Origin of the sequence: Rhizobium sp. N621 (assembly GCF_001664325.1) — a bacterium.
GTDB classification, from domain to species: Bacteria; Pseudomonadota; Alphaproteobacteria; order Rhizobiales; family Rhizobiaceae; genus Rhizobium; species Rhizobium esperanzae.
Genome location: NZ_CP013495.1, coordinates 3,913,922 through 3,940,734 on the forward strand (window position 1 = coordinate 3,913,922; position 26,813 = coordinate 3,940,734).

Sequence of the window (26,813 nt, forward strand, 5' to 3'; positions counted from 1 at the left end):
TTTTTTGCCTTAGGATTTGCGAACCAGCGACCGCTGCACCAGCATGGCGATGATGATGATTGCACCCTGGATCGCGCCGATGAGATATTCGCTGATGAAGTTCGAAAGCAGCATGATGTTGCCGACGAGTTCGAGAATGAAGGCGCCGCAGATGGTGCCCCAGACCCGGCCGGCGCCACCCTTGAGAGCCGTGCCGCCGACGACGACGGCGGTGATAGCCTGCAACTCCCACAGGATGCCGGTCGTTGCCGAAGTGGATCCGAGACGCGGCACATAGAGCAGCACGGCAATCGCCACACAGAGGCCCTGGATGACGAAGGCAATGGTGCGCACGCGGTTGACGGCAATGCCCGAATAGCGCGCGACGTCACTGTTCGAACCGACAGCCACGACGTGGCGGCCGTAACGGGTGCGGTAGAGGATGAAGGCTGCAATCGCGGTGACGACGAGGATCACCACGATCGGCACGGGAATACCGAGAATATTGCCGAAATAGGCTGGACGGTAGAGCGTCTGGATTTCAGTCGAGCGCAAGGTGATCGCGCCCCCCTGCGACAGCCAGGTGGTCAAGCCGCGATAAATGCCCATTGTACCGAGTGTGGCGATGAAAGGCTCGATCTTGCCGACGGTGGTGATGAGGCCGTTTGCGAGGCCGCAAAGAGCCCCCGCAATCACCGTAAACACCACCGCGGCCGTCAGCATCAGCACCGGATCGGCAATGACGCCCGAATTGATGAGCAGGATCATCAGGCTGGCGACGAAGGCGACCATCGAGCCAACGGAAAGATCGAGATCTCCGGCCGAGATCACGAAGGTGGCGCCGACCGCGATAATGGCGATGAAAGCGCAGCGTGTCGCGACGTTGGCAAGATTGGTGATGCCGATGAAATTAGGGTTGACCAGTGCGCCGACAATCAGGAGCAAGGCCAAGGCGGCAAACGGTGCAACCGCGCGCAGATCAACGTCACGCCAGGACCTGCGCCGGATCGCCCTGGTCTCCTCGTTAATGCTCATGTCCAAAACCAACCTCCCGTCCCAGTTCGTCTGGGCATCCTATCTATTGTCCGCGTCGGCGAAGTCTCGCTCCGGCCTCACGCAGCCACCTTCTTTTTGAGCCCGGCGGCGTAACGCATGATCTCCTGCTCAGAAATCTCGTCGCCCTCGAGCACGCCGACAATCCGTCCTTCGCGCATCACGGCCACTCTTGTGCAGAGACCGATAACTTCGGGCATTTCCGACGAAACGACGATGATTGACCGGCCGTCCCGGGCGAGCGCCGAGATGAAATGATAGATCTGCTGCTTGGTGCCGACGTCGATGCCGCGCGTGGGCTCGTCGATGATGATGATGTCAGGATCTGTCTCCATGACTTTGGCGAGCAGCAGCTTCTGCTGGTTTCCGCCCGACATGCGACCGGCGACGATATTGGTGTCGCGAACTCTGATGTCGAAACGACGCTTGGCTTTCGCCAGTGCGGCCGCCTCGCTGCTCGGGCTGAGATAGCCGTGGCGCGAATGTCTTCCGAGCGATTGCAGCGTCAGATTGGTCGCCATGCCGGAGCGCAGCAATAGACCCTTCGACTTGCGATCCTTGGTCATGTAGGCAAGACCGCAGCGATTGGCCGCGTGCACGTCGCCGGAGTGGACCGCTTGCCCCTTGATGACCACCTCGCCCTCGAGGCGGGGCCGCAGCCCGGCAATCGCCTCCATCAACTCGGTACGGCCGGAGCCGATCAGGCCGGAAAACCCGATGATCTCGCCCTTGCGTACTTCGAAGCTTGCATCCCTGACATAACCCGTCGACACCGAGGAAACGCTCAAGACGACCTCCTCGTCGACATCGGGCTCGACTTTGGCGGGATAGAGGCTGGAAAGTTCGCGGCCGACCATCAGCTGTGCGATCGATTCCCCATCGAGAATGGAGGTCGGCGACGTCTTGATCCACTGGCCGTCGCGCAGCACCGTCACCCGATCGGTCAGTTCCATCACCTCGTCGAGCTTGTGGGACACGAAGACGAAGCTCGTGCCCTGGTCGCGCAGTTTGCGGACCTGCTTGAACAGCATATTGGTCTCTTCCCGCGACAACACGGCGGTCGGCTCGTCCATGAACACGACGCGCGCATCGCGGCTGATCGCCTTGGCGATCTCGACCATTTGTTTGTCGGCGATGGAAAGCGTGCTGATCAAAGCATTCTCATCGACATGCGAACCGAGCACGTCGAGAACCTTGCGCGTCTCGGCGCGCATATATTTGCGGTCGAGCACGCCGAGACGCGTCACTTCGCGACCGAGGAAAAGGCTCTCCGTCACGGTCAGATGTTCGGCGAGGTTGAATTCCTGGTGAATGATGACGATGCCGAGCGCTTCCGCAGCACCATTCGGCGGCAGCACCACAGGCTTGCCGTCGAGCAGGATCTCGCCGGAACTCGGCTGTTCGAAACCTGAGAGCACCTTGACGAGCGTCGATTTGCCAGCGCCGTTTTCACCCATGAGCGCATGGATTTCGCCGGCGCGGAGATCGAAGTTGACGCTGAAGAGGACCTGCACGCCGCTGAAGGATTTGCATATGCGCCTGGCGGACAGCACCACGGGTGCGGTGTCGGCGATCTCCACGGTCATTATGCCCTCCCCCTAGAGCGCCGCACTCCGGCAACGCTCCGTTTTGAACTAGCGCACATTTTCCTTCTGAAAACCGCCTCAGGCCCTCAAACAGGCACGCGCACGCGGCTCCCGTCCGCTTCGAGCCTTATGTAAACCTTTACATAAGGCATGTAAAGGTTTACATCGTGGATTAACACAGATCAGTTGACGCTTGCCTTTGACCTCTCGGCAAGTCTGTGTAGTGTCGCGGCGAAGACAGCCCCAAGGCAGAGCGCAGTGTCGAATTCCACGCCCGCAACCATCGAAGACGTCGCCCGGATCGCCGAGGTCTCCATCGCGACGGTTTCCCGGGCAATCCACACGCCGGAGAAGGTCGCCAACTCGACGCGGCTCAAGGTCAACCAGGCGATCGCCATCACCGGTTATACGACCAATGCCATGGCGCGCAGCCTGAGGCTCGGCCGCTCCAACATGATCCTCGTGGTGGCGCCCGATATCGGCGATCCCAATTTTTCCAATATTCTCGTCGGACTGGAGAACGAGGCCCGCGCCCACGGCTACGGCGTCCTGATCGGCCACACCCAGAACGATGCCCAGCGCGGCCTGGAATATCTGAAATTCTTCAACTCGAACCAGGCGGCCGGACTCATCCTCTTCACCGGCATCCTGCCCTTCGGTCATCAGACCATGACGGCGCGGCTGCCGCCGAGCGTCGGGGTTTTCGAACCGGTCTTCAACGGGGGCATTCCCTATGTCGGCGTCGACGATACCGAGGGCGCTCGGAAAGCGGTGGACCTGCTGCTGGCGGAAGGGCATCGCAAGATCGCCTTCATCGGCGATTCCCGCACCCGGCTCGCCTATGCCAGGCGCCGCATGGGGTACGACGCCGGTCTCGATGCTGCTGGCATTCCGCCCGACTTGCGGATCGTGCTCGAGGGCGACGGCACGATCGAAAGCGGCCGGCACGCGGTCGAGCAGCTTTTCATGCGCGACACGCTTCCCACAGCCTTCATGTGCGTGAACGATCAGACGGCGATCGGCGTCATGATCGGGCTCGGCGCGCGAGGCTATGATATTCCGCGAGATTTCTCGGTGACCGGCTTCGACGACGTGCCGCAGGCCGTCTTCATATCCCCATCGCTGACGACGATCCGCCAGCCGAGAACCGCGATCGGCAAACAGGCGATGGCGCTGCTATTGGAACTTCTGTCCGACGGCCGCCCGGCCGAGACGGAAATCCTGCTGAGGCCGGATCTGGTGGTGCGAAACTCCGTCTCCGCGCCCTCACGCAACTGGTTGAAGCGCTGAGCCGGGAATAATTTAGAGGGGTGACGCCGGCGACCGCTGGCCGCCGGCGCGTTTTATCAAACGTAACGGTTGACGACGTTTTCGAGCAGTTCCTGCTTGCCGGATTTCGGCTGCGGGTTCACGTCGTGGCTCTCGACCCAGTTGGTGATCTCATCCAGCGAATACTCACCGCGGAAGAGCTTCTGCGCCTCGGCCGATTCCCAGCCGGCGTAACGATCGGCGAGCGGCTGCGACAGGGCCTTGTCCTCGATCATCTTGGCAGCCGCCTTCAGGCCGCGGGCACAGCAATCCATGCCGCCGATATGACCGATCAGGAGGTCCGCCGGGTCGAGTGACTGGCGGCGCAGCTTCGCATCGAAGTTGGTGCCGCCGGTCTTGAAGCCACCGCCTGCCAGAACGTGGTAATAGGCAAGCGCCATTTCCGGAACATTGTTCGGGAACTGGTCGGTGTCCCAGCCGGACTGGTAGTCGTTGCGGTTCATGTCGATCGAGCCGAAGATGCCAAGCGCATTGGCAAGCGCCAGCTCGTGCTCGAAGGAATGGCCGGCAAGGATTGCATGGCCCTGCTCGATATTGACCTTCACCTCGTTTTCGAGACCGTGCTTCTTGAGGAAGCCGTAGACGGTCGCGACGTCGTAATCATACTGGTGCTTGGTCGGCTCCTGCGGCTTCGGCTCGATCAGGATCGTGCCCTTGAAGCCGATCTTGTGCTTGTATTCGACGACGAGGTTGAGGAAGCGGCCGAGCTGGTCGAGCTCGCGCTTGAGATCGGTGTTGAGCAGCGTCTCGTAACCTTCGCGGCCGCCCCAAAGCACGTAGTTCTCGCCGCCGAGCTTCTGCGTGGCGTCGATGCAGGTCTTGACCGTTGCAGCGGCGAAGGCAAAGACGTCTGGATCGGGGTTGGTCGCCGCACCCGACATGTAGCGGCGGTTGGAGAACAGGTTCGCCGTACCCCAGAGCAGCTTGGCGCCGGTCGCCGCCTGCTTCTCGGCGAAATAATCGACGATCTCATTGAGGTTCCTGGTGTTTTCGGCAAAATTCTTGCCCTCCGGGCGCACATCGGCGTCATGGAAGCAATAGTAGGGTGCGCCCAGCAGCGAAAAGAATTCGAAAGCGACATCGGCTTTGAGTTTGGCCGCCTTCATCGTATCTTCGAACCAGGGACGCAGGAAGGTCTGGCCGCCGAAGGGGTCGCCACCCGGCCAGGTGAAGGTGTGCCAGTAGGCTACCGCAAAACGCAAATGGTCTTCCATCCGCTTGCCGAGGACGATCTCGTCCGGCTTGTAATAGCGGAAGGCCAGCGGATTGGTGCTGTCCGGGCCCTCATATTTGATCTTCTGGATATCGCCGAAAAATCCGGTGCTCATGTTGGGGTCTCCTTGGGTTCGTCGTTCAGTCTTATCGTTCGTGCCACCAGCCCCCTCATCCGACCCTTCGGGCCACCTTCTCCCTGAGGGGAGAAGGGGAATGGGGCGCTCCAGCGAGTCTCTTCTCCCCTCGGGGAGAGGGTGCCGGCAGGTGGATGAGGGGGCCGCCGGCTCCAGTTCTCAACGCGCCAGCGACTTGATCGCCGGATAGAGCGCCCGATAGCGCTTGTAAGCGTCCTCGTAAGCGTCCTTCAGCGCCGCGACCGGTTCGATCGTGCCTGCTGTCATCGGCGGCGTGCAGACGGCGATCGGATCGGCACCCGTCGCCGCGATCAGACCGAGACGAGCAGCGCCGAAGGCCGCGCCGAAATCGCCGTCAGCCGGCAGGTCGACCGGAACGCCGAGCGCGGTGGCGATCGACGCCAGCCAATAGTGCGAGCGCGAACCGCCGCCGATTGCGGTCACGCGCGCGATGCCGGTGCCGGCCGAACGCAACGCTTCGAGGTTGTCGCGGATGGCGAAAGCCACACCTTCGAGCACGGCCTGGGTTAGCACCGCGCGGCTGCTCTCATGTCCGAGGCCGGTGAAGGCGCCGCGTATGACAGCGTCATTGTGCGGCGTACGCTCGCCTGAGAGATAGGGCAGGAAGGTGACGCCGGAAGGCGCCTTCAGCGTCTCGCCGAGTTCGCCTGTGAGATCGGCGGCCGATTTGCCGGTCACACCGGAATGCCAGTTGAGCGCATCGGTGGCCGAGAGGATGACGCCCATCTGATGCCAGGTGTTGGGCAGCGCATGGCAGAACGCATGCACGGCGCTTTCCGGCTTCGGCAGATAGGAGCCGTTGGCGGCAAAAAGCACGCCCGATGTGCCGAGCGAGACGAAGGCTGCGCCATCGCTGACCGTGCCCATGCCGCAGGCCGAGGCTGCATTATCGCCCGCGCCGCCGGCAACGACGACCGAGCCTGATATGCCCCACTGGGCCGCGAGGTCGGACCGCAGTCTGCCGGCCTGATCGGTGCCTTCGACAAGCGCCGGCATCTGCTCTCTCGAAAGGCCGGTGGCGGCAAGCAGTTCGGACGACCAACCGCGCTTGCCGGTATCGAGCCAGGAGGTGCCCGCGGAATCCGACATTTCGGAAATATATTCGCCGGTCAGCCAGAGACGCAGATAATCCTTCGGCAGCAGCACCTTGGCAACCTTGGCGAAAGTCTCAGGCTCATGCTTCCTGACCCAGGCGAGCTTGGGCGCCGTAAAGCCGGGAAACACGATATTGCCGGTCAGCACCCGGAAACGCGGGTCGGCGTCGAGTTCGGCGGCTTCGACGTGGCTGCGTGTATCGTTCCAAAGAATGCAGGGCCGCAATACCTTGTCGCTCGCATCGATCAGCGTGGCGCCGTGCATCTGGCCGGAAAGGCCGATGCCCTTGACTGCGGCGAACTCCTTTGGATGTTTTGCCTTGAGCCCGGCGACGGCCTCCTCGGTCGCGCGCACCCAGTGAGCCGGTTCCTGTTCCGACCAGCCGGAATGCGGGCGCGAGACGTCGAGCGCACCGTTGGCCGAACCGACGATTTTCTGGTCCCCGTCGATCAGCATCGCCTTGACGCCGGAGGTACCGAGATCGAGACCGAGATACATGTGGCATTCTCCCTTTGCCGTTACGGCAGATTGTCCTTCAGGAATATGTCGAGGCGGATGCGTTCCTGCGCTTCGATGACGGCGAGCCCGTCCGCCTTGGCCTTCAGCACCCGGATGGCGCTGCGCACCTCATGACCGGCATTCTGATTGAGAATCGCATCAACCGTGTTGTCGATGAGCGCCGCCCGCGTGTGGGCGGTCAGTTCGTGGGCAATGACTGTCAGCGTCCGATCGACGGCCTTCTCCTTCAGCGCCCGGATAAGGCCGCGATTGCCGGCGCCGAGACTATAGATGCCGATAATGTCGGCCTTCCCGAGTGCCTCTGCGACGAGCATATGGGCGATCTCCGGATCGTCGCGGCCTTCCAGAACCGGAAGGATCGCAAGATCGGGAAACTCCTCTGTCATGACCGAGGTAAACCCTTCCAGCCGCTCGCGATGATCGCGCACCAGCATGGAGCCGGCGAGCACGGCGATCTTGCCCTTTCGCGGCCCGAGGAACCGGCCGAGCAGACGGGCCGCCGTGCGGCCTGCCGCGATATTGTCGACGCCGGCGTAGTGATGGCGCAGCGATCCGGTAAGATCGGACACCAGCGTGACGATGGGAAAGCCCGCATGCACCAGCCTGTCGACGACGGCACGCACGTCGGGCGCATCGGTCGCAACCATTGCGATGCCGCAAGGCTTTCCGCGGGAAAGCCCTTCGAGCACGGCGACGAGAGCGGCCGAATCGAAGGCAGGCACCTCGATGGTGCGAATATCGGTGCGTTCGGCCGGCGAGCGGAGGATCGCCTGCCGGATTTCGGCATTGAGCCCGTGCATGAAGGAATTGTCGCTGGCCGGCAGGATGAAGACCAGCGGATAGGTGCGACCCTTGGCGAGATTGGCGGCGGCGACGTCCCTGACATAACCGAGTTCGCGGATTGCGCTCTCGACCTTCTCCCGCGTGACGTGGCGCACACCAGGACGCTGATTGAGAACCCGGTCGACAGTCGCGAGACTGACGCCCGCCGCAGCGGCGATATCGTGAACAGTTGGCCTCATCATTCCTCCTGACGAGACCATTAGCGCCAAATTTGATGTACGTAAATCAAAAAAACCATCGGGGCGATTGCGGCATTATTTTTCCGCCATTGATTCGCTGACGCCGATTCGATCAGCGATCACCCATCTGATGACACAGAGGCTGGAAAACCACAACAAAAAGGCCCTCCGGAGAGGGCCTTTTCGAGGGACGGGGGCCGGAGGTCAGTGGCCGCCGCCACCTCCTCCGCCACCTTGCGGCGCGGGTTTCTTGATCATCGCGACACCGAGGATCATCGCAACGAACAGCGCGGTCAGGATCAGGAACACATCGCTGAAGGAAAGGATGACCGCCTGTTTGGTGGCGAGGCCCACCATCTGCTTGATCGCGACTGACGTGCCGTCCATGCCGTAACTGTTGAAATTGGCGGCCATATTGTTCATCTGGTCGATCGCCGCCGGATTGCCCCAGTCCACATTCTCCCGTAGCCGCTCGTAGTGCACATCCTGCCGGCTCGTGAGCACGGTGTTGATGACCGCGAGACCGACGGCGCCGCCGAGGTTTCTGGTCAGGTTGAACAGACCGGACGCGCCGCGGATGCGCGACGGCGGCATCGTGCCGAGCGCGATGTTGTTGATCGGCACCATGCACATCATCAGCCCGAAGCCGCGCAGGATCTGCGGGATGAACAGCTCGTAGAAATCCCAATCCGCCGTCAGGTGGATCATGATGTATGTGCCGGCGGCGAAGCTGATGAAACCGATCACCATCATCAGGCGCAGGTCCATCTTGGTCGAAAGCCGCCCGGCAATCGGCGCGGTGAAGAACATCGCAAGCCCGGAGACGAACATCGTCTCGCCGATCATCAATGAATCATAGCCGCGGATACGCCCGAGATAGACGGGGTAGATATAGGTAAGGCCGTAGAGCCCGATGCCCATGACGAAGGAAAACACCGAGCCGAAGGAGAAATTCCTGTTCGCAAAGGCCTTGAGGTCGACGACGGGAAACTCCACCGTGAAGGCGCGATAGAAAAAGACGATGGCCGCGACGCCGGAGGCAACGGCAGCCAGCGCAATGGAATTGTCGTTGAACCAATCGTTCGAGTTGCCCTCTTCGAGCACATATTCCAGCGCGCCGAGAAAGACCCCCATCGAGATCAGCCCCCACCAGTCGAACTTCTTGAAGAGCGACAGTTCCGGCTTGTCGAAGTCGATGAAGTTCCAGGTAACCAGCGTGACGATGATGCCCGGAACGATATTGACGAGGAACAGCCAGTGCCAGGAGAAGGCGTGGCTGAGATAGCCGCCGACGGTCGGGCCGATGGTCGGCGCAAGCGTGGCGATCAGGCCGATGATCGGCGAGACGATGCTGCGCTTCGACGGCGGGAAGATGGTGAAGGCGGCCGCGAAGACCGATGGGATCATGCCGCCGCCGATGAAACCCTGGATGGCGCGGTAGACGATCATCTGGTCGATATTCGTCGCCGTCGCCGCAAGCGCACTCGCCATAGTAAAGCCGGCGGCCGAGATCGCGAAGAGGTAGCGCGTCGAGATGATGCGCGCCAGTGTTCCCGAAAGCGGGATCATGATCACTTCCGCGATCAGATAGGCCGTCTGCACCCAGCCGATTTCGTCGGAACCGGCCGACAGGCCGGCCTGGATTTCGGCGAGCGAAGCAGAGACGATCTGGATGTCGAGGATCGACATGAACATGCCGAGCACCATCGCGAAGAAGGCGATGAGCTTTCTCGGATCCATGCGATCCGCGGCGTGGGCAGGCGCCGCCGGCATCGTTCCCGCTGTTGCTGTCGCGCTCCCGGCCATCGGACCACCTCCGCCTTTCCTTTTGCTGGAATTGCTCCGAAGGTTTACTTGTTCGGCGCCGTGCGGGTATCGACGTCGACGACGACGCTGAGGCCCGCGCGCAGACGCCCACTGTCGAGCGCATCCTGCGGCAGCGCGATGCGCACCGGCACGCGCTGAATCACCTTGGTGAAGTTGCCCGTGGCATTTTCCGGCGGCAGCAGCGAAAAGACCGAACCGGAAGCCGGCGAGATCGATTCGACAGTGCCGACGATCGGATGGTCGTCATAGGCATCGACATGGACGTTGACCTTCGAGCCAGGAACGAGATGCTGAATCTGCGTTTCCTTGAAATTGGCGTCGATATAAAGTTGGCGCACCGGAACGAGCGCCATCAGGCGCTGGCCGGGCGAGACCAGATCGCCTTCCTGGACAGATCGGTTGCCGACGATGCCGTCATAGGGCGCCTTGAGCACGGTGAAGGAGAGGTCGCGGGCGGCCTTGTCGCGCTGGATTTCCAGCGTGCGGACGGAACCTTCCGCCTCCCTGCGCTGGGCTTCGAGGATGGCGATATTGGCTTGCGCCGCCACGATATTAGCGTCGCCGCCGGCAAGATTGGCCTTGGCCTGATCGAGTGCGGTATTGGCATCATCGAGATCCGCGGTGGTGCCGACCGACTTTGCCTGCAGGTCGCTCTGACGCTTCTGCTTGATTTCCGCGCCACGAACCGTGGCTTCGAGGGCAGTCTTCTGAGCCTGGGCCTGCACGAGGCTCGCCTTGGCGCCTTCAATCTGCGCATCAATACGGCTTAGCGAAAGCTGCTCGGTCGAGATCTGGGCATTCGCCTGATCGAGGGCATTCTGGTAGTCGCCGTTATCAAGGGTGGCGAGAACGTCACCTGCCTTGACTTCCTGGTTGGCGACAACATTCACCTTCGCGACATAGCCGGTCACCTTCGGTGAGATGGTCGCGATATCGCCTTCGATATAGGCGTCGTCGGTCGACACCATGAACCGGCCGTTCATCCACCATTCGTATCCATACCAGCCGCCGCCCGCAAGCAGGGCAAGCACGACAATCGGCAGCACCGGGCTGCGGCGCTTCTTTGCCGCAGGAGGAGCAACCGGGGCTTGGGCCGGCGCCGATTGTGCAGGAGCAGCCGGCTTTTCCAGGGCTTCCGCCGTCGGAGCCTCGGCAACGACCGCGACCTTTGCCTCTTCGACCTCGGCGTTTTCGCTGACGATACGCGCGACGTTGCTCTTCTGGTTGCTCGACATGGCCACTTTACCGATCTTGGAGTAACAATCGAACTGAACGGTTCGGTTCAGTTGACATAGACCTGTTTTATCGTCATATCAAGATGTATAGAACCAATCGGTTCGATTTCTTTAAAGAAAGTACGAAACCGTGAACACGGTTAAGGAGATATGACGCTAAAGCCCGACCATGCCGCCGTCTTCAGCCCACCCGTTGGAGGCGGCCGATTTGCCGCTGGCGAAGATCCGGCCAAGCGCCAGCAAATTCTTGCCGGCGCCAAGCGCGTCTTCATGAAGATGGGCTTCGACGCGGCCAGCATGAACGACGTGACGCGCGAAGCCGGTGTCTCCAAGGGCACGCTCTACGTCTATTTCACCAACAAGGAAGAACTGTTTTCGGCAATGATCGAGAACGAGCGCGCCGCTTTCATGGCGGCCGTGCGCACGGCGCTTGCCGAGCATGACGACCCCGAATCCGGCCTGTACGAATTCGGGATGAGCTTCGTCACCCACATGACCGATGAAAAGGTCATCAGCGCGATGCGCACCGTTCTCGGCGTTCGCGACCGCATGCCGGTGCTCTGTCAACGCTTCTTCAAAGGCCCGGTCAACCTGCGCACCATCATGCGCGACTTTTTGGAACAGCATATCGCCGAAGGCCGGCTCGAGATCGACGACATCGATCTTGCCGCCGGCCAGTTTCTCGACCTTGCCAGCGGCAGCTTCTTCAAGCTCCGCCTGTTCGGCAGCATGGAAGAACCGCCGACTCGCGAGGAAATCGACCGCGTCATCCGCGGTGCGATCAAGGTCTTCATGGCAGCCTACGGCGTGCGCCGGCACGCGACTGCCTAACCCCGCATCCTTGACTGCCGCTCTCCTTCGGCCAAAACTCCGCAAGAACGATCAAACCCGGCTGCCGGCTTTTCTCTAAGGAAGAAGCCGCAACCAGGGGAATGAAGATGAACGCCATCGCACGGGCGATCTGGTTCATAGAGAGCCATTTCGAAAGCGATATATCGCTGGAAGAGATATCGGACGCAGCCGGATTGTCGCGCTACCATCTGTCGCGCGTCTTCGGGCTCGTGACCGGCCACTCGATCAGCAGCTACATGAGAGGGCGGCGCCTCAGCCGCGCCGTGCCCGCATTGGTAAGCGGCTCATCCACCATTCTCGAGGTTGCGCTTTGCGCGGGCTACGGCTCGCACGAAGCTTTCACCCGTGCCTTCCGCGACCAGTTCGGCATGACGCCGGATGCTGTGCGCAGACAGGGACACGCCCGCAACCTTGTTTTACTGGAGCCGATCCGAATGGACACCGACCACCTCAACGATCTCGAACCACCCCGTTTCGAGACTCTTCAACCAATGCTCTTTGCCGGTCTGCAGGAGATCTACCCTTATGGCGACAATGCCGCCATCCCCTCGCTTTGGCAGGAGTTCAATACCCATTTCGGGCATATTCCCGGCCAGAAAGGCAATGTCGCCTATGGCATCTGCCGGCATATCGGCGAGGAGGAGAAATTCCGCTACATGGCCGCAGCCGAAATTTCCAATGCCGGCGACCTGCCCGCGGATTTTACGACGCTCAAGCTTCCGGGACAGCGCTACGCCGTCTTCACCCATCGCGGCCATGTCTCCGGCATTTCCCTGACCATGCACCGGATTTTCGGCACATGGTGGCCAACGTCGGGCCTGGAACATGGCGAGACACCTGACATGTTCGAACGTTACGACGAGCGCTTCGATCCCTATACCGGCATGGGCGTCACCGAAATCTGGCTGCCGATAGGGAATAAAAGTCATATCAGTTTCGTATACCGGCTTGTGGCGCTTGTCTGGCAGGCAGGCGCCATTACATTGCGCGTCGTTTCATCATGTGACGCAAAGAGGGTATAGGCTGATGCAGGAAATCATGACGCTCATTCAGGACCCGGCCGCCTGGGTGGCGCTCATCACACTGGTGGTGATGGAAGTCGTTCTCGGGATCGACAACCTGATCTTCATTTCCATTCTCACCAACAAACTGCCACCCGAGCATCGCGAGAAAGCCCGCCGGATCGGCATCGGCCTTGCCCTCGTCATGCGTCTGGCGCTGCTCGGTACCGTCGCCTGGATCGTGCAACTGACCGAACCGCTGTTTACGGCCTTCGGGCACGGCTTCTCCTGGAAGGACCTGATCCTCATCGCCGGCGGCCTGTTCCTCGTCTGGAAGGCCACCAAGGAAATTCACCACACGGTCGACCCGGTGGATCATCAGGAGGATTTCATCGCGAAGTCCGTCACGACGGGCTTTGCGTCGGCTATCGGCCAGATCCTGCTGCTTGACCTGGTCTTCTCCGTCGACAGCATCATCACCGCCGTCGGCATGACGCCGCATCTGCCGATCATGGTGATCGCCGTTATCGCCGCCGTCACCGTCATGCTGGTTGCCGCGACCCCGCTCGCCAACTTCATCGAGAGAAATCCAACGATCGTCATGCTGGCGCTCGCCTTCCTGCTGATGATCGGCACGACGCTGATCGCCGAAGGCATGGGCTTCCACGTGCCGAAGGGCTACGTCTACGCCGCCATGGCCTTCTCGGCGCTGGTCGAGGTGCTGAACATGTTCGCGCGCAACGCCCGCAAGCGGAAACGCGAAGGAGCGCATTGAGGCTGATGCGGGAGGGCGCGCGACAACCAGCGCACCCTCTCAAGTGCCGGAAAGCCGTTGCGGACGCGGTTTTTCTTGACGCGCCCGGTTGAATATGGCCTAAGGCCAGCCGAACGGACGATCGGCGGATGGTGCGGGCGAATGCCCTTTTCGGCCGGTTTGCCGATGAAGATATCTGCATCCTTCCGGCCGAACCTCGCTTTCCCGTGAAAGCAGTCCGGCATTCATTGATGGGCACATACAATGACAAATTCCGGGACAGCTTCCGGCGTCCGCGTCCGCATCGCTCCCTCGCCGACCGGCGAGCCGCATGTCGGCACCGCTTACATCGCTCTCTTCAACTATCTCTTTGCCAAGAAGCACGGCGGCGAGTTCATTCTGCGCATCGAGGATACCGATGCGACGCGCTCGACGCCGGAATTCGAGACGAAGGTCCTGGATGCGCTGAAATGGTGCGGGCTGGAATGGAAGGAGGGCCCCGATATCGGCGGCCCCTACGGCCCCTATCGCCAGTCCGACCGCAAGCCGATGTATCAGCCCTATGCTGAGGAACTGCTGGACAAGGGTCATGCCTTCCGCTGTTTCTGCACGCCAGCCCGCCTCGAACAGATGCGCGAGACGCAGCGCGCCGCCGGCAAGCCGCCGAAATACGACGGCCTCTGCCTCAATCTGACGGCCGAGGAAGTCACCGCGCGCATGGCAGCCGGCGAGACGACCGTCATCCGCATGAAGATCCCGACCGAAGGCTCCTGCGACTTCACTGACGGCGTCTATGGCGATGTCTCCATCCCGTGGGATTCCGTCGACATGCAGGTGCTGATCAAGGCCGACGGCATGCCGACCTATCACATGGCCAACGTCATCGATGACCATCTGATGAAGATCACCCATGTGGCGCGCGGCGAGGAATGGCTGGCTTCTGTGCCCAAGCACATCCTGCTCTATCGCTATTTCGGCTGGGAGCAGCCGGTCTTCATGCATTTGTCGCTGATGCGCAATGCCGACAAATCGAAGCTGTCGAAGCGCAAGAACCCGACCTCGATCTCCTACTATTCTGCGCTCGGTTATATCCCCGAAGCGCTGATGAATTTCCTCGGCCTGTTCTTCATGCAGATCGCCGAGGGCGAAGAGCTTCTGACGATGGAAGAACTGTCCGAAAAGTTCGATCCGGACAATCTCTCCAAAGCAGGCGCGATCTTCGATATCCAGAAGCTCGATTGGCTGAACGGCCGCTGGATCCGTGAAAAGCTCTCCGAAGACGAATTCCGGGCGCGCGTCCTGACTTGGGCGATGGAAAACGACCGCCTGATGGCGGGTCTGCGCCTGTCGCAGACCCGCATTTCCAAGCTCGGCGAGCTACCCGATCTCGCCAGCTTCCTGCTGAAGTCCGATCTCGGCCTGCAGCCGTCCGACTTCGCCAAGATCAAATCACCGCCGGAAGAGATCCTGGAGATCCTCAACACTGTCCAGCCGGACCTCGAAAAGATCCTGGAATGGAATGTCGAAACGATCGAGGCGGAGCTGCGCGCCGTCGCTGATCGCTTGGGCAAGAAGCTGAAGGTCGTGGTGGCACCGCTCTTCGTCGCCGTCTCCGGCTCGTCGCGTTCGCTGCCGCTCTTCGATTCCATGGCGCTCCTCGGCCGCTCTGTCGTGCGCCAGCGCCTGAAGCTCGCGGCCCAGGCGGTCGCCGCCCTCGTCGGCTCGAAGTAAGCATAGTCAGAGGATTTCGACAGTGGCTGACAACAAGACCGAAAACACCCTTTCCTCCGACGCGACCGAGGTGCGCGCCCAGAAGCTGAAGCTGCTGCGCGAGCAGATCGGCGATGTCTATCCGGCGCATTTTCACCGGAGCCTGACCAATGCCGAGCTTGCGACGAAATACGAGGGTCTGGAACCCGATGTCGAGACGCAGGACATCGTCACCGTCGCTGGCCGGGTCTTTTCCTCGCGCAACTCCGGTATGTTCATGGATATCCATGACGCTTCCGGCAAGATCCAGATCTTCAGCCACAAGGACACGACGCCGGAAGAGGCCCGCGGCCTGCTGCCGATGATCGATATCGGCGACATCATCGGCGTCACCGGCATCGTGCGCCGCACCAAGCGCGGCGAGCTGACGATCAACGCCCACAAGATCGAAATGCTGACGAAGTCGCTGCTGCCGATGCCCGAGAAGTGGCACGGTCTCTCCGACATCGAGCTGCGTTACCGCAAGCGACATCTCGACATCATGACCAATGAGGATTCGAAGCTGCGCTTCCAGCAGCGCTCGAAGATCGTCTCCGGCATCCGCCGCTTCATGGAAAATGACGGCTTTATGGAAGTCGAGACGCCGATGCTGCAATCGATCTATGGCGGCGCCACCGCCGAGCCGTTCAAGACGCATCACAACACGCTGAAGCTCGACATGTATCTGCGCATCGCGCCGGAACTGTTCCTGAAGCGCACGCTGGTCTCCGGCCTCACCGACAAGGTCTTCGAGATCAACCGCAACTTCCGCAACGAAGGGGTCTCTACCCGGCACAATCCCGAATTCACCATGATGGAGTGTTACTGGGCCTATGCGGATTACGAGGATATGATGGACCTCGTCGAGCGGCTGTTCGAGACCCTGGCGCTCTCCATTCACGGCACGACGGAATTCGACTTCGGCGACAAGCGGTTGTCCTTCAAGGGGCCGTTCAAGCGCGTGCCGATGCCTGCTGCCGTCAAGGAAGCCACCGGCATCGATTTCCTCGCCATCAAGACCGATGAGGAAGCGCGCACCGCCGCCAAGGCCGCCGGCTTCGCCGTCGAGAAGGATTGGACCTGGGGCGAGTGCCTTGCCTTCATCTTCGAAGAAAAGGTTGAATCCACCTTGATCCAGCCGTCGCACGTCACGCATTTCCCGAAGGACATCTCGCCCTTCGCCAAGGAAGTGCCGGGCGAACCGCGTTTGGTCGAGCGCTTCGAGACCTATTGCAACGCCTGGGAACTCGGCAACGCTTTCTCGGAACTTAACGATCCCGAGGAACAGCGGCGCCGCATGGTCGAGCAGTTGGAACAGGCGCATGCCCGCGGCGAAAAGGAAAAGCAGCTGGACGACGAATTCCTCGACGCGATCGACCAGGGCATGCCGCCGGCCGGTGGCCTCGGCATCGGCGTCGACCGCCTGATCATGCTTCTGACCAACGCTCCGTCGATCCGCGACGTCATTCTCTTCCCGGCCCGCCGCAACAAGGCCGACTGACAGACAGAACGTGAGAAAAAGCGGAGTGCCGGCCGGCGCTCCGCTTTTTTCATGCCGGTGATTCAGCGGGTCTCGGCGCCTTCCGCCGGAGGCTCTTCGGCCGGAGCCTCCGCTACCACATCGGCACTCGCGCCTTCTCTGGCTGGCGCAGGTTCATGAGCGGGCGCGGCTTCGCTTTCGGCCGCCGGCGCTGCGCCGTGCGCGCCGCCCGCAGCCTTCGTTTCCTTGGCCTTTTCTCCGTTCTTCGTCGAGCCCACAGCGACCGGGTCGACGCAATCCTCAGGATCCTTGAAGCCGCTGCTGATCATGGCGATTTCGTCGAGAGGCAACTCTATTCGCTCGCCGAAGAACAGTCCGTTTTCGCTGGCCTTGCCGTCATAGTAACGCGCCGTATAGGGCTTGTCGTCGAGGCCGGGAACGGCCTTGTCGGGATGCGGGATATAGACGACGTCGGCGCCGATCGCCCGGCCGCGAATGTCGGAGCGGAGGGTCGGACCATTCTCGTCGAGCACCACCACCTGCACCAGATCCGGCTTCTGTGCGGCATAAACGGCCTGGGCGACCCGAAGCGCAGTCTTGACGCGTGTTATCCCGTCGGTCGGTTCGGTCTTGATGTATTTGCGCACCCAGACGTGATCCTGCTTCCGGATCGTCACCAGGTTGACGTCGCTGCATTCGAGCCCGTAGCCGCCACCGGCCACACCCATCAGTCTGTCCTTGCCGACATAGACGGCCGCGCCGCCGGAAACGCCCGCCAGAAGCGCGACTCCGCCGATGATCATTGCCAATTTCCGGGAAGGCCGGAACATGCGCAGTAAGGCCTTCACGCCAACTGCTCCGCCATCTCAAACTCCAACGCAGGACAGGTGCCGAGAATGCTAGGGAAATGACGTTTCCGAAAGTTTAAGTGAACAAGCCAAGCCCGCCCCATTTTGAAAAAGTCCAAAAAAGGTCCGCCTTTTTCAACCGCTTGCCACGGCGCATCCCACCATGCTCTATACGCCCATGGCCTTCACGCTCCGCCAGATCCAATATTTCGTTGCCGTCGCCGAACAAGGTTCGGTGACACGAGCCGCGCAGAACCTGTCGATCTCGCAATCCTCGGTGACGGAAGCGCTGAAGGAGCTCGAAACCGATCTTGGCGTCGAACTGTTCGAGCGCCATCCGCGCGGTCTGACGATCACCCACAACGGACATCAGTTTCTCCGTCACGCGACCAAGATCCTCGCCTCCGTCTCCGATGCGCGGACCAGCTTCTCCGGCCAGCAGAGCACCCTCTCCGGCACGTTGAATATCGGCGTCACCTCGCTTGTCGCCGGCTACGTGCTCTCCGATCTGCTGGCGCGATACCGGCGCGCCTGTCCGGGCATCGAGGTCAGCGCCATCGAGGACAATGGCGGCTATCTCGAGCATCTCCTGGTCGGCGGCGAACTCGATGTCGCGGTCATGGTGATATCGAACCTGCGCGACCGCATGGCGCTGCAGGCGGAAATCCTCGAAACCTCGCCCTATCGGCTATGGCTGCCGATGGGCCATCCGCTGGTTTCGGCCGACATCATCTCGGTCGCCGATATCGCCCGCGAACCGCTGATCATGCTGACGGTCGACGAGATCGAGGAGAATACCGGCAAGCTGCTGTCGGCGCTCGGCGCCCGCCCGCATGTCGCCTTCCGCACCCGCTCGGTGGAGGCGGTGCGCAGCCTGGTCGCGACGGGCGCCGGCATCGCCCTGCTTCCCGACCTCGTCTACCGCCCGTGGTCGCTCGAAGGCGACCGCATCGAGAGCCGCGACGTCTCCGGTTCGCTGCCGGTGGTCCAGGTCGGCATGGTCTGGCGCAAGGGCTCCAGCCTGCCGCAGGCGGCGCGCGACTTCGTCGGCATCGCCGAAAGCCTGCGATCCGGCCGCGTCCGCTGATATCGGAATTTCCGATATCGCCTTTCTGATAAATGAATTTGCGAAAGCGCCCCTTTGGGATCACTTTCTTGAGCGGGAACAAACCGCCACGGAAAGTGGCACCAGACCGGGAGCCGGACGATGACGAATCTCTTGAAATCCTGCACGGCAGCGATCGCCTGTCTGAGTTTCGCGACGCAGGTGACCGCCGCCGAACCGCTGAAGGCGCTGGGCAAGGGCGAGGGTGCGATCAGCATCGTCGCCTGGGCCGGCTACATCGAACGCGGCGAAACCGACAAGAATTACGACTGGGTCACCGGCTTCGAAAAGGAGACCGGCTGCAAGGTTTCCGTCAAGACCGCCGCCACCTCGGATGAAATGGTCTCGCTGATGAACGAGGGCGGCTTCGACCTCGTCACCGCATCGGGCGATGCGTCGCTGCGCCTCATCGCCGGCAAGCGTGTCCAGCCGATCAACACCGATCTGATCCCGAGCTTCAAGAATGTCGACCAGCGCCTGCAGAACGGCGCCTGGTATACGGTCGGCGGCGTACATTACGGCGTGCCCTACCTCTGGGGCCCGAATGTGCTGATGTACAATACCGATGCCTTCAAGGACAAGGCGCCGACCAGCTGGAATGTCGTCTTCGAGGAAGAGACGCTGCCCGACGGCAAATCGAACAAAGGCCGCGTCCAGGCCTATGACGGCGCGATCTATATCGCCGATGCGGCCATGTATCTGATGGCCCACAAGCCGGATCTCGGCATCAAAGACCCGTACGAACTCACTGAAGACCAGTACAAGGCGGCCCTCGACCTGTTGCGCGGCCAGCGCAAGCTCATCTCGCGCTACTGGCACGACGCGATGATCCAGATCGACGACTTCAAGAACGAAGGCGTCGTCGCTTCCGGCTCCTGGCCCTTCCAGGTGAACCTGCTGCAGGCCGACAAGCAGAAGATCGCCTCCACCTTCCCGGATGAAGGCGTCACCGGCTGGGCCGACACGACAATGCTGCACGCCGACAGCGAACACCCGAACTGCGCTTATATGTGGATGGAACATTCGCTGCAGGCCAAGGTCCAGGGCGACGCCGCCGCCTGGTTCGGCGCCGTTCCCTCCGTTCCCACCGCCTGCAAGGGCAACGAACTGATGGGCGATACCGGCTGCGCCACCAACGGCTTCGATCACTTCGACAAGATCAAGTTCTGGAAAACCCCGGTCGCCAAATGCGCCACGCAAAGCGAATGCGTGCCCTATCATCGCTGGGTATCGGATTACATCGGCGTGATCGGCGGGCGGTAATAGCCAAGTCGGCTTATGTGGTTGAAGACCCCTCCCCAATCCCTCCCCACAAGGGGGAGGGGCTATAAGTGGCACCGCCTCGCTCCTCGCTGAACGCCGAATTCGCGAGGGTGCGGCAGATTAAGCCCCTCCCTTGTGGGGAGGGGCTTGGGGCCGGGTCCTTTTTGAGCCACGACCGACACCCTCTGTTGAGCACATAGACCCCGGAGCCTTCCAATGACCCCAGCCGTCCGTTTCCAACAGGTATCGCGCCATTTCGGCCAGGTGCGCGCCGTCGACGGCGTCGATCTGGAGATCGCGCCGGGCGAGTTCTTCGCCATGCTCGGGCCGTCCGGTTCCGGCAAGACGACCTGCCTCAGATTGATAGCCGGTTTCGAACAGCCGACATCAGGCCATATCCAGATCTTCGGCGACACGGCCGACGGCGTTCCGCCCTATCGCCGCAACGTCAACACCGTATTCCAGGATTATGCACTCTTCCCGCATCTGAACATTCTCGACAACGTCGCTTATGGGCTGATGGTCAAGGGCGTTGGCAAAGCGGAGCGGATGAAGGCGGCGGGCGATGCCCTCGAACTCGTCAAACTGCCGGGTTATGGCGGCCGCCACCCCGGCCAGCTCTCCGGCGGCCAGCGGCAGCGCGTGGCGCTCGCCCGCGCCCTCGTCAACAAGCCCAAAGTGCTGCTGCTCGACGAGCCGCTCGGTGCGCTGGACCTGAAGCTGCGTGAGCAGATGCAGGAGGAGTTGAAGAGCCTGCAGCGCGCCCTCGGCATCACCTTTGTCTTCGTCACCCATGATCAGGGCGAAGCGCTGTCGATGGCCGATCGCGTCGCGGTCTTCAACAATGGCAATATCGTCCAGCACGGCACGCCGCAGGATATCTATCGCTGCCCGAAGACCCGCTTCGTCGCCGACTTCGTCGGCTCGTCCAATGTGATCGCACCTGATTTGATGGCCGCGCTCGGCGGCGAGAAACGCTGGGCGAGCCTGCGCCCCGAAGCGATCCGGCTGACAAGCGACGGCATCGAGGCGAAGGTCGAGCATGCGAGCTTCCTCGGCGCCGCCACCCGTCTCAGCGTCGACCTCAGAGGTAGCCGGCTGCATGTCACGCTGCCGGCAGGCGCGCTCGTGCCGGATGTCGGCGCCGGCATCCGCCTCGCCTGGCAGCCCGCCGATATCCACTACATGGACGATGCTGCATGACGGCACTCATCATCTCCGACGGCAAGACATCGATCCTTCCGGGACGCAGCGGCGTCTTCGGCCGGCTGTCGGATGCCTTCTGGCGGCACCCGAAGCTCTTACTCTTTCTGATGCTGACACCGCCCCTGCTCTGGCTCGGCATCATCTATATCGGCTCGCTGGTCGCCCTGCTTCTGCAGAGTTTCTTCTCGATCGACGATTTTTCCGGACTGGTGAACTACGAATTCACCCTTGCGACCTACGCCCAGCTTCTGAGCCCGACGAATTTCGACATCATCATCCGCACTGTCGTCATGGCCGCACTGGTGACTGTCGCTTCCGCGCTGATCGCCTTTCCGATCGCCTACTACGCGGCGCGTTACGCTCGGGGCAAGTGGAAGGCACTCTTCTATCTCGGCGTCATGCTGCCCCTCTGGTCGAGTTATCTCATCAAGATCTACGCCTGGAAGCTGATCCTTGCCAAGGAAGGCATCCTCACCTGGATCTTCGAGAAGCTCCATCTCGCCTGGCTGCTCGACGGCATCCTGAACCTACCGGTCGTCGGCGGCAATTCGCTTTCGGTCAGCTATCTCGGCACCTTCATTGTCTTCGTCTATGTCTGGCTGCCCTATATGATCCTGCCGACGCAGGCAGCCCTCGAGCGTGTGCCCAGCAACCTGATCGAGGCTTCCGCGGATCTCGGCGCCACGCCGAGCCAGACTTTCCGCACCGTGCTGTTGCCCTTGGCGCTGCCGGGCATCGTCGCCGGGTCGATCTTCACCTTTTCGCTGACCTTGGGCGATTACATCATCCCGCAGATCATCGGCTCGTCCCGGCTGTTCATCGGCCAGGCCGTCTATGCCCAGCAGGGAACGGCCGGCAACGTGCCGCTGGCGGCCGCCTTTTCCGTCGTGCCGATCGTCATCATGGCGTTCTATCTGACGCTCGCCAAACGCATGGGAGCCTTCGATGCGCTCTGACCTCAAGACATCGCCGCTGCCTCTGAAGATCGCCGCCGCCGGCGGCCTGCTTTTCCTGCACCTGCCAATCCTCTTGATCTTCGTCTATGCCTTCACGACGGAAGAGAAGAGCTACCAGTGGCCGCCGCCCGGCCTGACGCTGCAATGGTTCGCCGTTGCCTGGAACCGGCCGGACGTCTGGTCGGCGCTCGGCCTTTCCGTGCAGGTCGCCGTCATCGCCACCGCGATCGCGCTCGTCCTCGGCACGCTCTGTGCGGCGGCCGTCAGCCAGACGAAGTTCTTCGGCCGCGAGGCGATCTCGCTGCTGGTCATCCTGCCGATCGCCCTTCCGGGCATCATCACCGGCATTGCGCTGCGCTCCGCCTTCAGTCTCTTCGACATCCCGTTCTCGGTCTGGACCATCGTGCTCGGCCACGCCACTTTCTGCGTGGTGGTCGTCTACAACAACGCCGTCGCCCGCTTCCGCCGCACCTCCGGCTCGCTGATCGAAGCCTCGATGGATCTCGGCGCCGACGGCTTCCAGACCTTCCGCCATGTCATCCTGCCCAATATCGGCACCGCACTTCTGGCCGGTGGCATGCTCGCTTTTGCCCTTTCCTTCGACGAGGTCATCGTCACAACCTTCACCGGCGGCCAGCAATCGACCCTGCCGATCTGGATGCTCGAAGAACTCATCCGCCCGCGCCAGCGCCCCGTCACCAATGTGGTCGCCATGGTCGTGGTGCTCGTCACCTTCCTGCCGATCCTGGCAGCCTATTACCTCACCCGCGACGGCGACCAGATCGCCGGCGCCGGCAAATAACAGGGAGAACATCATGGATACGCAAATGCTGATCGGTTCCCGTTTCGAAAAAGGCACGGAGACGGAAGAGCACATCCTGAACCCGAAGACCGGCGAGACGGTGACCGACCTTCCCGAGGCCTCGCTGTCTCAGGTCGACGCCGCCGTCGATGCCGCCGAAAAAGCCTTCAAGAGCTGGTCGCAGACGACACCTTCCGAACGCTCGAGTTACCTGCTGAAGATCGCCGACGCTATCGAGAAGGATGCCGCCGGTTTCGCCGCGCTGGAAGCGCTGAACTGCGGCAAGCCGATCAATTCAGTGCTGAACGATGAAATCCCGGCGATCGTCGATTGTTACCGCTTCTTCGCCGGTGCCGTGCGCAACCTGCACGGACCGGCCGCGGGCGAATACCTGCCCGGTCACACCTCGATGATCCGCCGTGATCCAATCGGCATCGTCGGCTCGATCGCGCCGTGGAACTATCCGTTGATGATGATGGCCTGGAAACTGGCGCCGGCAATCGCCGGCGGCAATACCGTCGTCTTCAAGCCTTCTGAGCAGACGCCGCTGACCGCGCTGAAGATGGCGAGGCTGCTTTCCGACATCCTTCCTGAAGGCGTCGTCAACGTCATCCTCGGCCGCGGCGAAAGCGTCGGCAATGCGCTGATCAACCATGCCAAGGTCAACATGGTCTCGATAACAGGCGATGTCGCCACCGGCAAGAAGGTGCTGCAGGCCGCCGCCAAGACCGTCAAGCGCACTCATCTGGAACTCGGCGGCAAGGCCCCGGTCATCGTCTTCGACGATGCCGATATCGATGCCGTCGTCGCTGGCATCCGCACCTTCGGCTATTACAATGCCGGTCAGGACTGCACCGCGGCCTGCCGCATCTATGCCGACGCCAAGGTCTACGACAATTTCGTTGCCGATCTCTCTTCGGCCGTCGCCAGCATCCGCTTCAACCAGGCCGACGATACCGAAAACGAGATCGGTCCGCTGATCTCCAGGCGCCAACGTGACCGCGTCGAAAGCTTCGTCGCCCGCGCTTCCGAGCACAAGCACATGGAAATCACCACCGGCGGCAAGGGCTCCGGCGACAAGGGCTTCTTCTTCACCCCGACCGTCATATCAGGCGCCCTGCAGGACGACGAGATCGTCCGCCGTGAGGTCTTCGGCCCGGTCGTCTCGGTCACCCGCTTCTCTGAAGTAGATGACGCCATCGCCTGGGCGAACGACAGCGATTACGGCCTCGCCTCCTCGGTCTGGACCAGGGATATCGGCCGCGGCATGAAGACCGCCGCCCGCCTGCAATATGGCTGCACCTGGATCAACACCCATTTCATGCTGGTCAACGAGATGCCGCATGGCGGCCTCAAACAGTCGGGCTACGGCAAGGACATGTCGGTCTATGCGCTGGAGGATTATACCGCCGTGCGTCACGTGATGATCAATCATGGCTGACCGTGAAACCGGAAGGATATAGAACGCCGACAGCAGATAACGCCGTCCAATTTCGCGCGACGTGGAACAATTTCCCGGTTGCCGCGTCTTTTCAGACAAACGCAAAGGATGATGTGTCATGCTGAAATGGGCTCTGATATTCTTCGTTATTTCGATCATCGCCGGCTTCTTCGGCTTCTCCGGCGTTTCCGCCGCCACCGCGACCATCGCCCGCGTGCTCTTCGGTATCGCGCTGGTGATCTTCCTGATCTTCCTGGTTCTGGCGCTGATGGCCGGCCAGGCGGTCTTGTAAGCGAGCGCCGCACAAGCCGAAGCAATTCCGCGGCTCGGGAAAGCCGCGGAGCTTGTGGCCAATTGGCTACATCATTGCCCTCAGCCAGGGATGAAGGCTGCTACCCCGCTTTCTCAGCAGGCTGTCGATCGATATCGACCCCGCCCCCGAAGCCACCAGGACGAACATGCCGCCGGCAATCGCCAGATCCTTCTCGAAATGCAGGAGCTCGTTCTGGCTGTCAAAATTCGTGTGAAAGAGCAAGGCGGTCGCCAGACAGAAGAAGGCCAGCGCCAATGCGCCAAGCCGGCTGAGGAAACCCGCGGCAACGGAAAGGCCGGCGGCGAGCTGAAGTGCTATGACAGCAAATGCAACCGGCGCGGCAAGTCCCAGTTTTGCGAAAGTGTCGACGGTCGCGCTGATATCTGATGCGAGCACCGAACCTTCATGCAGGAAGATCAGCGACAGGAGCAGCCTGCCAAGGACAAGAATGAAATCGGCCAGTTGAGACCAGCTTGAGGCGCTATCCATCACACCCTCCGATTTGCAGAGAACAGGCGGCTTGGCGGCCTGTTCTCGCGTTTATGTATTGGTCAGTTGCCACCTTTGGCAGCGATGGCATTTTGCAGGTCTTCAAGTTCTTCGCAGCCGCTTGGGCAAAGTTGCTTCAGCGATGATAGCTGCTCCTCCGCCTTTGCCATCTCGCCCGTTTCGACATAGAGCTCGCCGAGATATTCACGCGCAGCCTTGTGATCGGGTTGAAGCTCAAGTGCTTTGGTGTAGTAGGTCAGCGACGTTCTGTAGTCGCCGGTCTTGCGCAGCGTATACCCCATGAGATTATAGACATCTGCCTGTTGGTTGTCTTCGGCAAGACCGCGAAGCTCCGCCAGGGCGCCGGCATAATCCTTGGCATCGATCTTGGCGCGCACCGACGTCAAATCGGGAGCTTCCGTCGATTCCATATTGTCGACAGCAAAAGCGGGAAGCGCCGTCACCGCGGAGAAACCGGCGGATATGGCGCAGAGCCAGATGAATCCGAGAATTAGATATTTCATCATGATGATCTCCATTCGGCCTTTCAGGCCTGGACTGTCGGCGTAAAGCCGTAGGCGCTTCCGTCCTTGACGAAGGTGCCCGAGCCGGGGAAGGGGAAATGCGAGCCGCAAATGGCGATATTGTCGGCAATGATGCGGTCGATGAGACGGCGGCGCGTGTCGATGGCCGCCGGCCCATCCTGATCATAACTGCCCTGCCAGTCGGGGTGCGGCGCAAGCAGCGCCGGCACGTACATGATATCGGCCGAGACAAGCAGTTGCTTGCTGCCGGAGGCGACAAGATAGGTCGAATGACCCGGTGTATGGCCTGGCGCTGCAAGAAGCCGAACTCCGGGCGCAACCTCGGCACCATCGTCCACCAGTTTCCAGTTCTTCCATTTCGGGAAGACCTCGGCGAGGCGTTTGCCTGCGGGTCTGCGGCCTTCCGCAAGTTTCTCGACCCGACCAGGTTCCGTCCACCAGTTATATTCGATGGCATTGACGATGAGTTCGGCGTTCGGAAAGACAGGATCGTTCGTTCCCTTTTCCATCAATCCCCAGACGTGATCCGGGTGGAAATGTGAGAGCATGATCGTATCGATTCTCTTATAATCGATGCCGGCGGCTGCCATATTCGCCGGCAGATGTGTGGCATTTGCCTGCCACTGACCGACGCCCGAGCCGGCATCCATCATGATCAGCCGGTTGCCGAGTTTCAGGACGACCACCGTCAGCGGGATCGGCATAAATTCGGTCGTAAGCCCTGCCTTGGAAAGCGCTTCCTTGGTATCCTCGATCGAGGCATTCTTGATAAAGGTCGGGTCATGCGGTTTTTTCCAAATTCCGTCGTAGACCGCCGTGACCTCGACATCGCCGACTTGATATTTGTAGAAGCCGACGGTCGGCTCCAGCGTTGTTGCGGCGAGCGCCGACCCGACGAATTCGAGCTTCGACGACAGCCCGAATGCAGCTGCCGCGGCAGCCGATCCAAGGACGGCGCGACGTGACATGGTAAACATGGATATGCCTCCTTTTG

General features: G+C 61.3%; 23 protein-coding genes and 1 pseudogene. 13 read left to right on the plus strand and 11 right to left on the minus strand.

The window, feature by feature from the left end:
- Positions 1 to 9: 9 nt before the first annotated feature.
- Positions 10 to 1,014: an ABC transporter permease gene (locus tag AMK00_RS18815; protein WP_064805050.1), complete on the minus strand. Its 1,005-nt coding sequence runs from the start codon at positions 1,012 to 1,014 to the stop codon at positions 10 to 12.
- A gap of 77 nt (positions 1,015 to 1,091) precedes the next feature.
- Positions 1,092 to 2,618 carry a sugar ABC transporter ATP-binding protein gene (locus tag AMK00_RS18820; RefSeq protein WP_064811378.1) on the minus strand — a complete coding sequence of 509 codons (1,527 nt, stop codon included), beginning with the start codon at positions 2,616 to 2,618 and terminating at the stop codon, positions 1,092 to 1,094.
- A 258-nt stretch (positions 2,619 to 2,876) separates the two neighbouring features.
- Here AMK00_RS18820 and AMK00_RS18825 point away from each other — a divergent pair, with 258 nt between their 5' ends.
- Positions 2,877 to 3,908, plus strand: coding sequence for a LacI family DNA-binding transcriptional regulator (locus tag AMK00_RS18825; protein ID WP_064805054.1), 1,032 nt, complete (start codon positions 2,877 to 2,879; stop codon positions 3,906 to 3,908).
- A 56-nt stretch (positions 3,909 to 3,964) separates the two neighbouring features.
- Here the strand turns inward: AMK00_RS18825 and xylA are convergent, their stop codons facing one another.
- The 5 genes from xylA to AMK00_RS18850 all read right to left on the minus strand — a co-directional run bounded on the left by xylA (position 3,965) and on the right by AMK00_RS18850 (position 11,015).
- Positions 3,965 to 5,275, minus strand: a complete 1,311-nt coding sequence (gene xylA, locus AMK00_RS18830) for a xylose isomerase (RefSeq protein ID WP_064811379.1) — start codon at positions 5,273 to 5,275, stop codon at positions 3,965 to 3,967.
- A gap of 180 nt (positions 5,276 to 5,455) precedes the next feature.
- Positions 5,456 to 6,910, minus strand: coding sequence for a xylulokinase (xylB, locus tag AMK00_RS18835; RefSeq protein WP_064811380.1), 1,455 nt, complete (start codon positions 6,908 to 6,910; stop codon positions 5,456 to 5,458).
- Positions 6,911 to 6,930: 20 nt separating this feature from the next.
- A complete protein-coding gene (locus tag AMK00_RS18840) occupies positions 6,931 to 7,953 on the minus strand; it encodes a LacI family DNA-binding transcriptional regulator (protein WP_064811381.1) in 1,023 nt (340 codons plus the stop codon).
- Positions 7,954 to 8,157: 204 nt separating this feature from the next.
- Entirely contained in the window at positions 8,158 to 9,759 is a 1,602-nt protein-coding gene (locus AMK00_RS18845) for a DHA2 family efflux MFS transporter permease subunit (protein ID WP_064811382.1), read from the minus strand.
- A 44-nt stretch (positions 9,760 to 9,803) separates the two neighbouring features.
- Complete coding sequence (locus AMK00_RS18850; protein ID WP_064811383.1) at positions 9,804 to 11,015, minus strand: HlyD family secretion protein; 1,212 nt, start codon at positions 11,013 to 11,015, stop codon at positions 9,804 to 9,806.
- Positions 11,016 to 11,165: 150 nt separating this feature from the next.
- Here AMK00_RS18850 and AMK00_RS18855 point away from each other — a divergent pair, with 150 nt between their 5' ends.
- The 5 genes and pseudogenes from AMK00_RS18855 to lysS all read left to right on the plus strand — a co-directional run bounded on the left by AMK00_RS18855 (position 11,166) and on the right by lysS (position 16,872).
- The gene (locus AMK00_RS18855; RefSeq protein WP_064811384.1) at positions 11,166 to 11,846 is read left to right on the plus strand and encodes a TetR/AcrR family transcriptional regulator; all 681 of its coding nucleotides are present in this window, start codon (positions 11,166 to 11,168) and stop codon (positions 11,844 to 11,846) included.
- A 107-nt stretch (positions 11,847 to 11,953) separates the two neighbouring features.
- Positions 11,954 to 12,781, plus strand: a pseudogene (locus AMK00_RS18860) (AraC family transcriptional regulator); the annotation flags it as partial.
- A 112-nt stretch (positions 12,782 to 12,893) separates the two neighbouring features.
- On the plus strand, positions 12,894 to 13,643 hold the full coding sequence (locus AMK00_RS18865) for a TerC family protein (RefSeq protein WP_064805067.1): 750 nt from the start codon (positions 12,894 to 12,896) through the stop codon (positions 13,641 to 13,643).
- A 243-nt stretch (positions 13,644 to 13,886) separates the two neighbouring features.
- Positions 13,887 to 15,353, plus strand: a complete 1,467-nt coding sequence (gene gltX / locus AMK00_RS18870; RefSeq protein ID WP_064811385.1) for a glutamate--tRNA ligase — start codon at positions 13,887 to 13,889, stop codon at positions 15,351 to 15,353.
- Positions 15,354 to 15,375: 22 nt separating this feature from the next.
- The gene (lysS, locus tag AMK00_RS18875; protein ID WP_064811386.1) at positions 15,376 to 16,872 is read left to right on the plus strand and encodes a lysine--tRNA ligase; all 1,497 of its coding nucleotides are present in this window, start codon (positions 15,376 to 15,378) and stop codon (positions 16,870 to 16,872) included.
- A gap of 62 nt (positions 16,873 to 16,934) precedes the next feature.
- On the opposite strand, the gene AMK00_RS18880 is transcribed toward lysS, so the two are convergent.
- Positions 16,935 to 17,699 carry a hypothetical protein gene (locus AMK00_RS18880; RefSeq protein WP_064811387.1) on the minus strand — a complete coding sequence of 255 codons (765 nt, stop codon included), beginning with the start codon at positions 17,697 to 17,699 and terminating at the stop codon, positions 16,935 to 16,937.
- A 178-nt stretch (positions 17,700 to 17,877) separates the two neighbouring features.
- Between AMK00_RS18880 and AMK00_RS18885 the strand changes: the two genes are divergently transcribed.
- The 7 genes from AMK00_RS18885 to AMK00_RS18915 all read left to right on the plus strand — a co-directional run bounded on the left by AMK00_RS18885 (position 17,878) and on the right by AMK00_RS18915 (position 24,764).
- Entirely contained in the window at positions 17,878 to 18,786 is a 909-nt protein-coding gene (locus AMK00_RS18885; RefSeq protein WP_064811767.1) for a LysR family transcriptional regulator, read from the plus strand.
- 120 nt (positions 18,787 to 18,906) lie between these two features.
- The gene (locus AMK00_RS18890) at positions 18,907 to 20,067 is read left to right on the plus strand and encodes an ABC transporter substrate-binding protein (RefSeq protein WP_064811388.1); all 1,161 of its coding nucleotides are present in this window, start codon (positions 18,907 to 18,909) and stop codon (positions 20,065 to 20,067) included.
- Between the two features lie 216 nt (positions 20,068 to 20,283).
- Positions 20,284 to 21,270 (plus strand): ABC transporter ATP-binding protein, encoded by a 987-nt coding sequence (locus AMK00_RS18895; protein ID WP_064811389.1) that lies wholly within the window; start codon positions 20,284 to 20,286, stop codon positions 21,268 to 21,270.
- Entirely contained in the window at positions 21,267 to 22,229 is a 963-nt protein-coding gene (locus tag AMK00_RS18900) for an ABC transporter permease (protein WP_064805077.1), read from the plus strand. The genes AMK00_RS18895 and AMK00_RS18900 overlap by 4 nt, the downstream gene beginning before the upstream one ends.
- Positions 22,219 to 23,031 carry an ABC transporter permease gene (locus tag AMK00_RS18905; protein ID WP_018072710.1) on the plus strand — a complete coding sequence of 271 codons (813 nt, stop codon included), beginning with the start codon at positions 22,219 to 22,221 and terminating at the stop codon, positions 23,029 to 23,031. Before AMK00_RS18900 ends, AMK00_RS18905 begins: the two co-directional genes overlap by 11 nt.
- Before the next feature lie 13 nt (positions 23,032 to 23,044).
- Entirely contained in the window at positions 23,045 to 24,472 is a 1,428-nt protein-coding gene (locus AMK00_RS18910) for a gamma-aminobutyraldehyde dehydrogenase (RefSeq protein WP_064805079.1), read from the plus strand.
- A 118-nt stretch (positions 24,473 to 24,590) separates the two neighbouring features.
- Entirely contained in the window at positions 24,591 to 24,764 is a 174-nt protein-coding gene (locus AMK00_RS18915) for a DUF1328 domain-containing protein (protein ID WP_004678026.1), read from the plus strand.
- 66 nt (positions 24,765 to 24,830) lie between these two features.
- Here AMK00_RS18915 and AMK00_RS18920 read toward each other — a convergent pair whose 3' ends face one another.
- The 3 genes from AMK00_RS18920 to AMK00_RS18930 all read right to left on the minus strand — a co-directional run bounded on the left by AMK00_RS18920 (position 24,831) and on the right by AMK00_RS18930 (position 26,796).
- Complete coding sequence (locus AMK00_RS18920; RefSeq protein WP_064811390.1) at positions 24,831 to 25,274, minus strand: DoxX family protein; 444 nt, start codon at positions 25,272 to 25,274, stop codon at positions 24,831 to 24,833.
- A gap of 62 nt (positions 25,275 to 25,336) precedes the next feature.
- The gene (locus AMK00_RS18925; RefSeq protein ID WP_189637612.1) at positions 25,337 to 25,801 is read right to left on the minus strand and encodes a tetratricopeptide repeat protein; all 465 of its coding nucleotides are present in this window, start codon (positions 25,799 to 25,801) and stop codon (positions 25,337 to 25,339) included.
- 20 nt (positions 25,802 to 25,821) lie between these two features.
- A complete protein-coding gene (locus AMK00_RS18930) occupies positions 25,822 to 26,796 on the minus strand; it encodes an MBL fold metallo-hydrolase (protein WP_064805082.1) in 975 nt (324 codons plus the stop codon).
- Between the last annotated feature and the right edge of the window lie 17 nt (positions 26,797 to 26,813).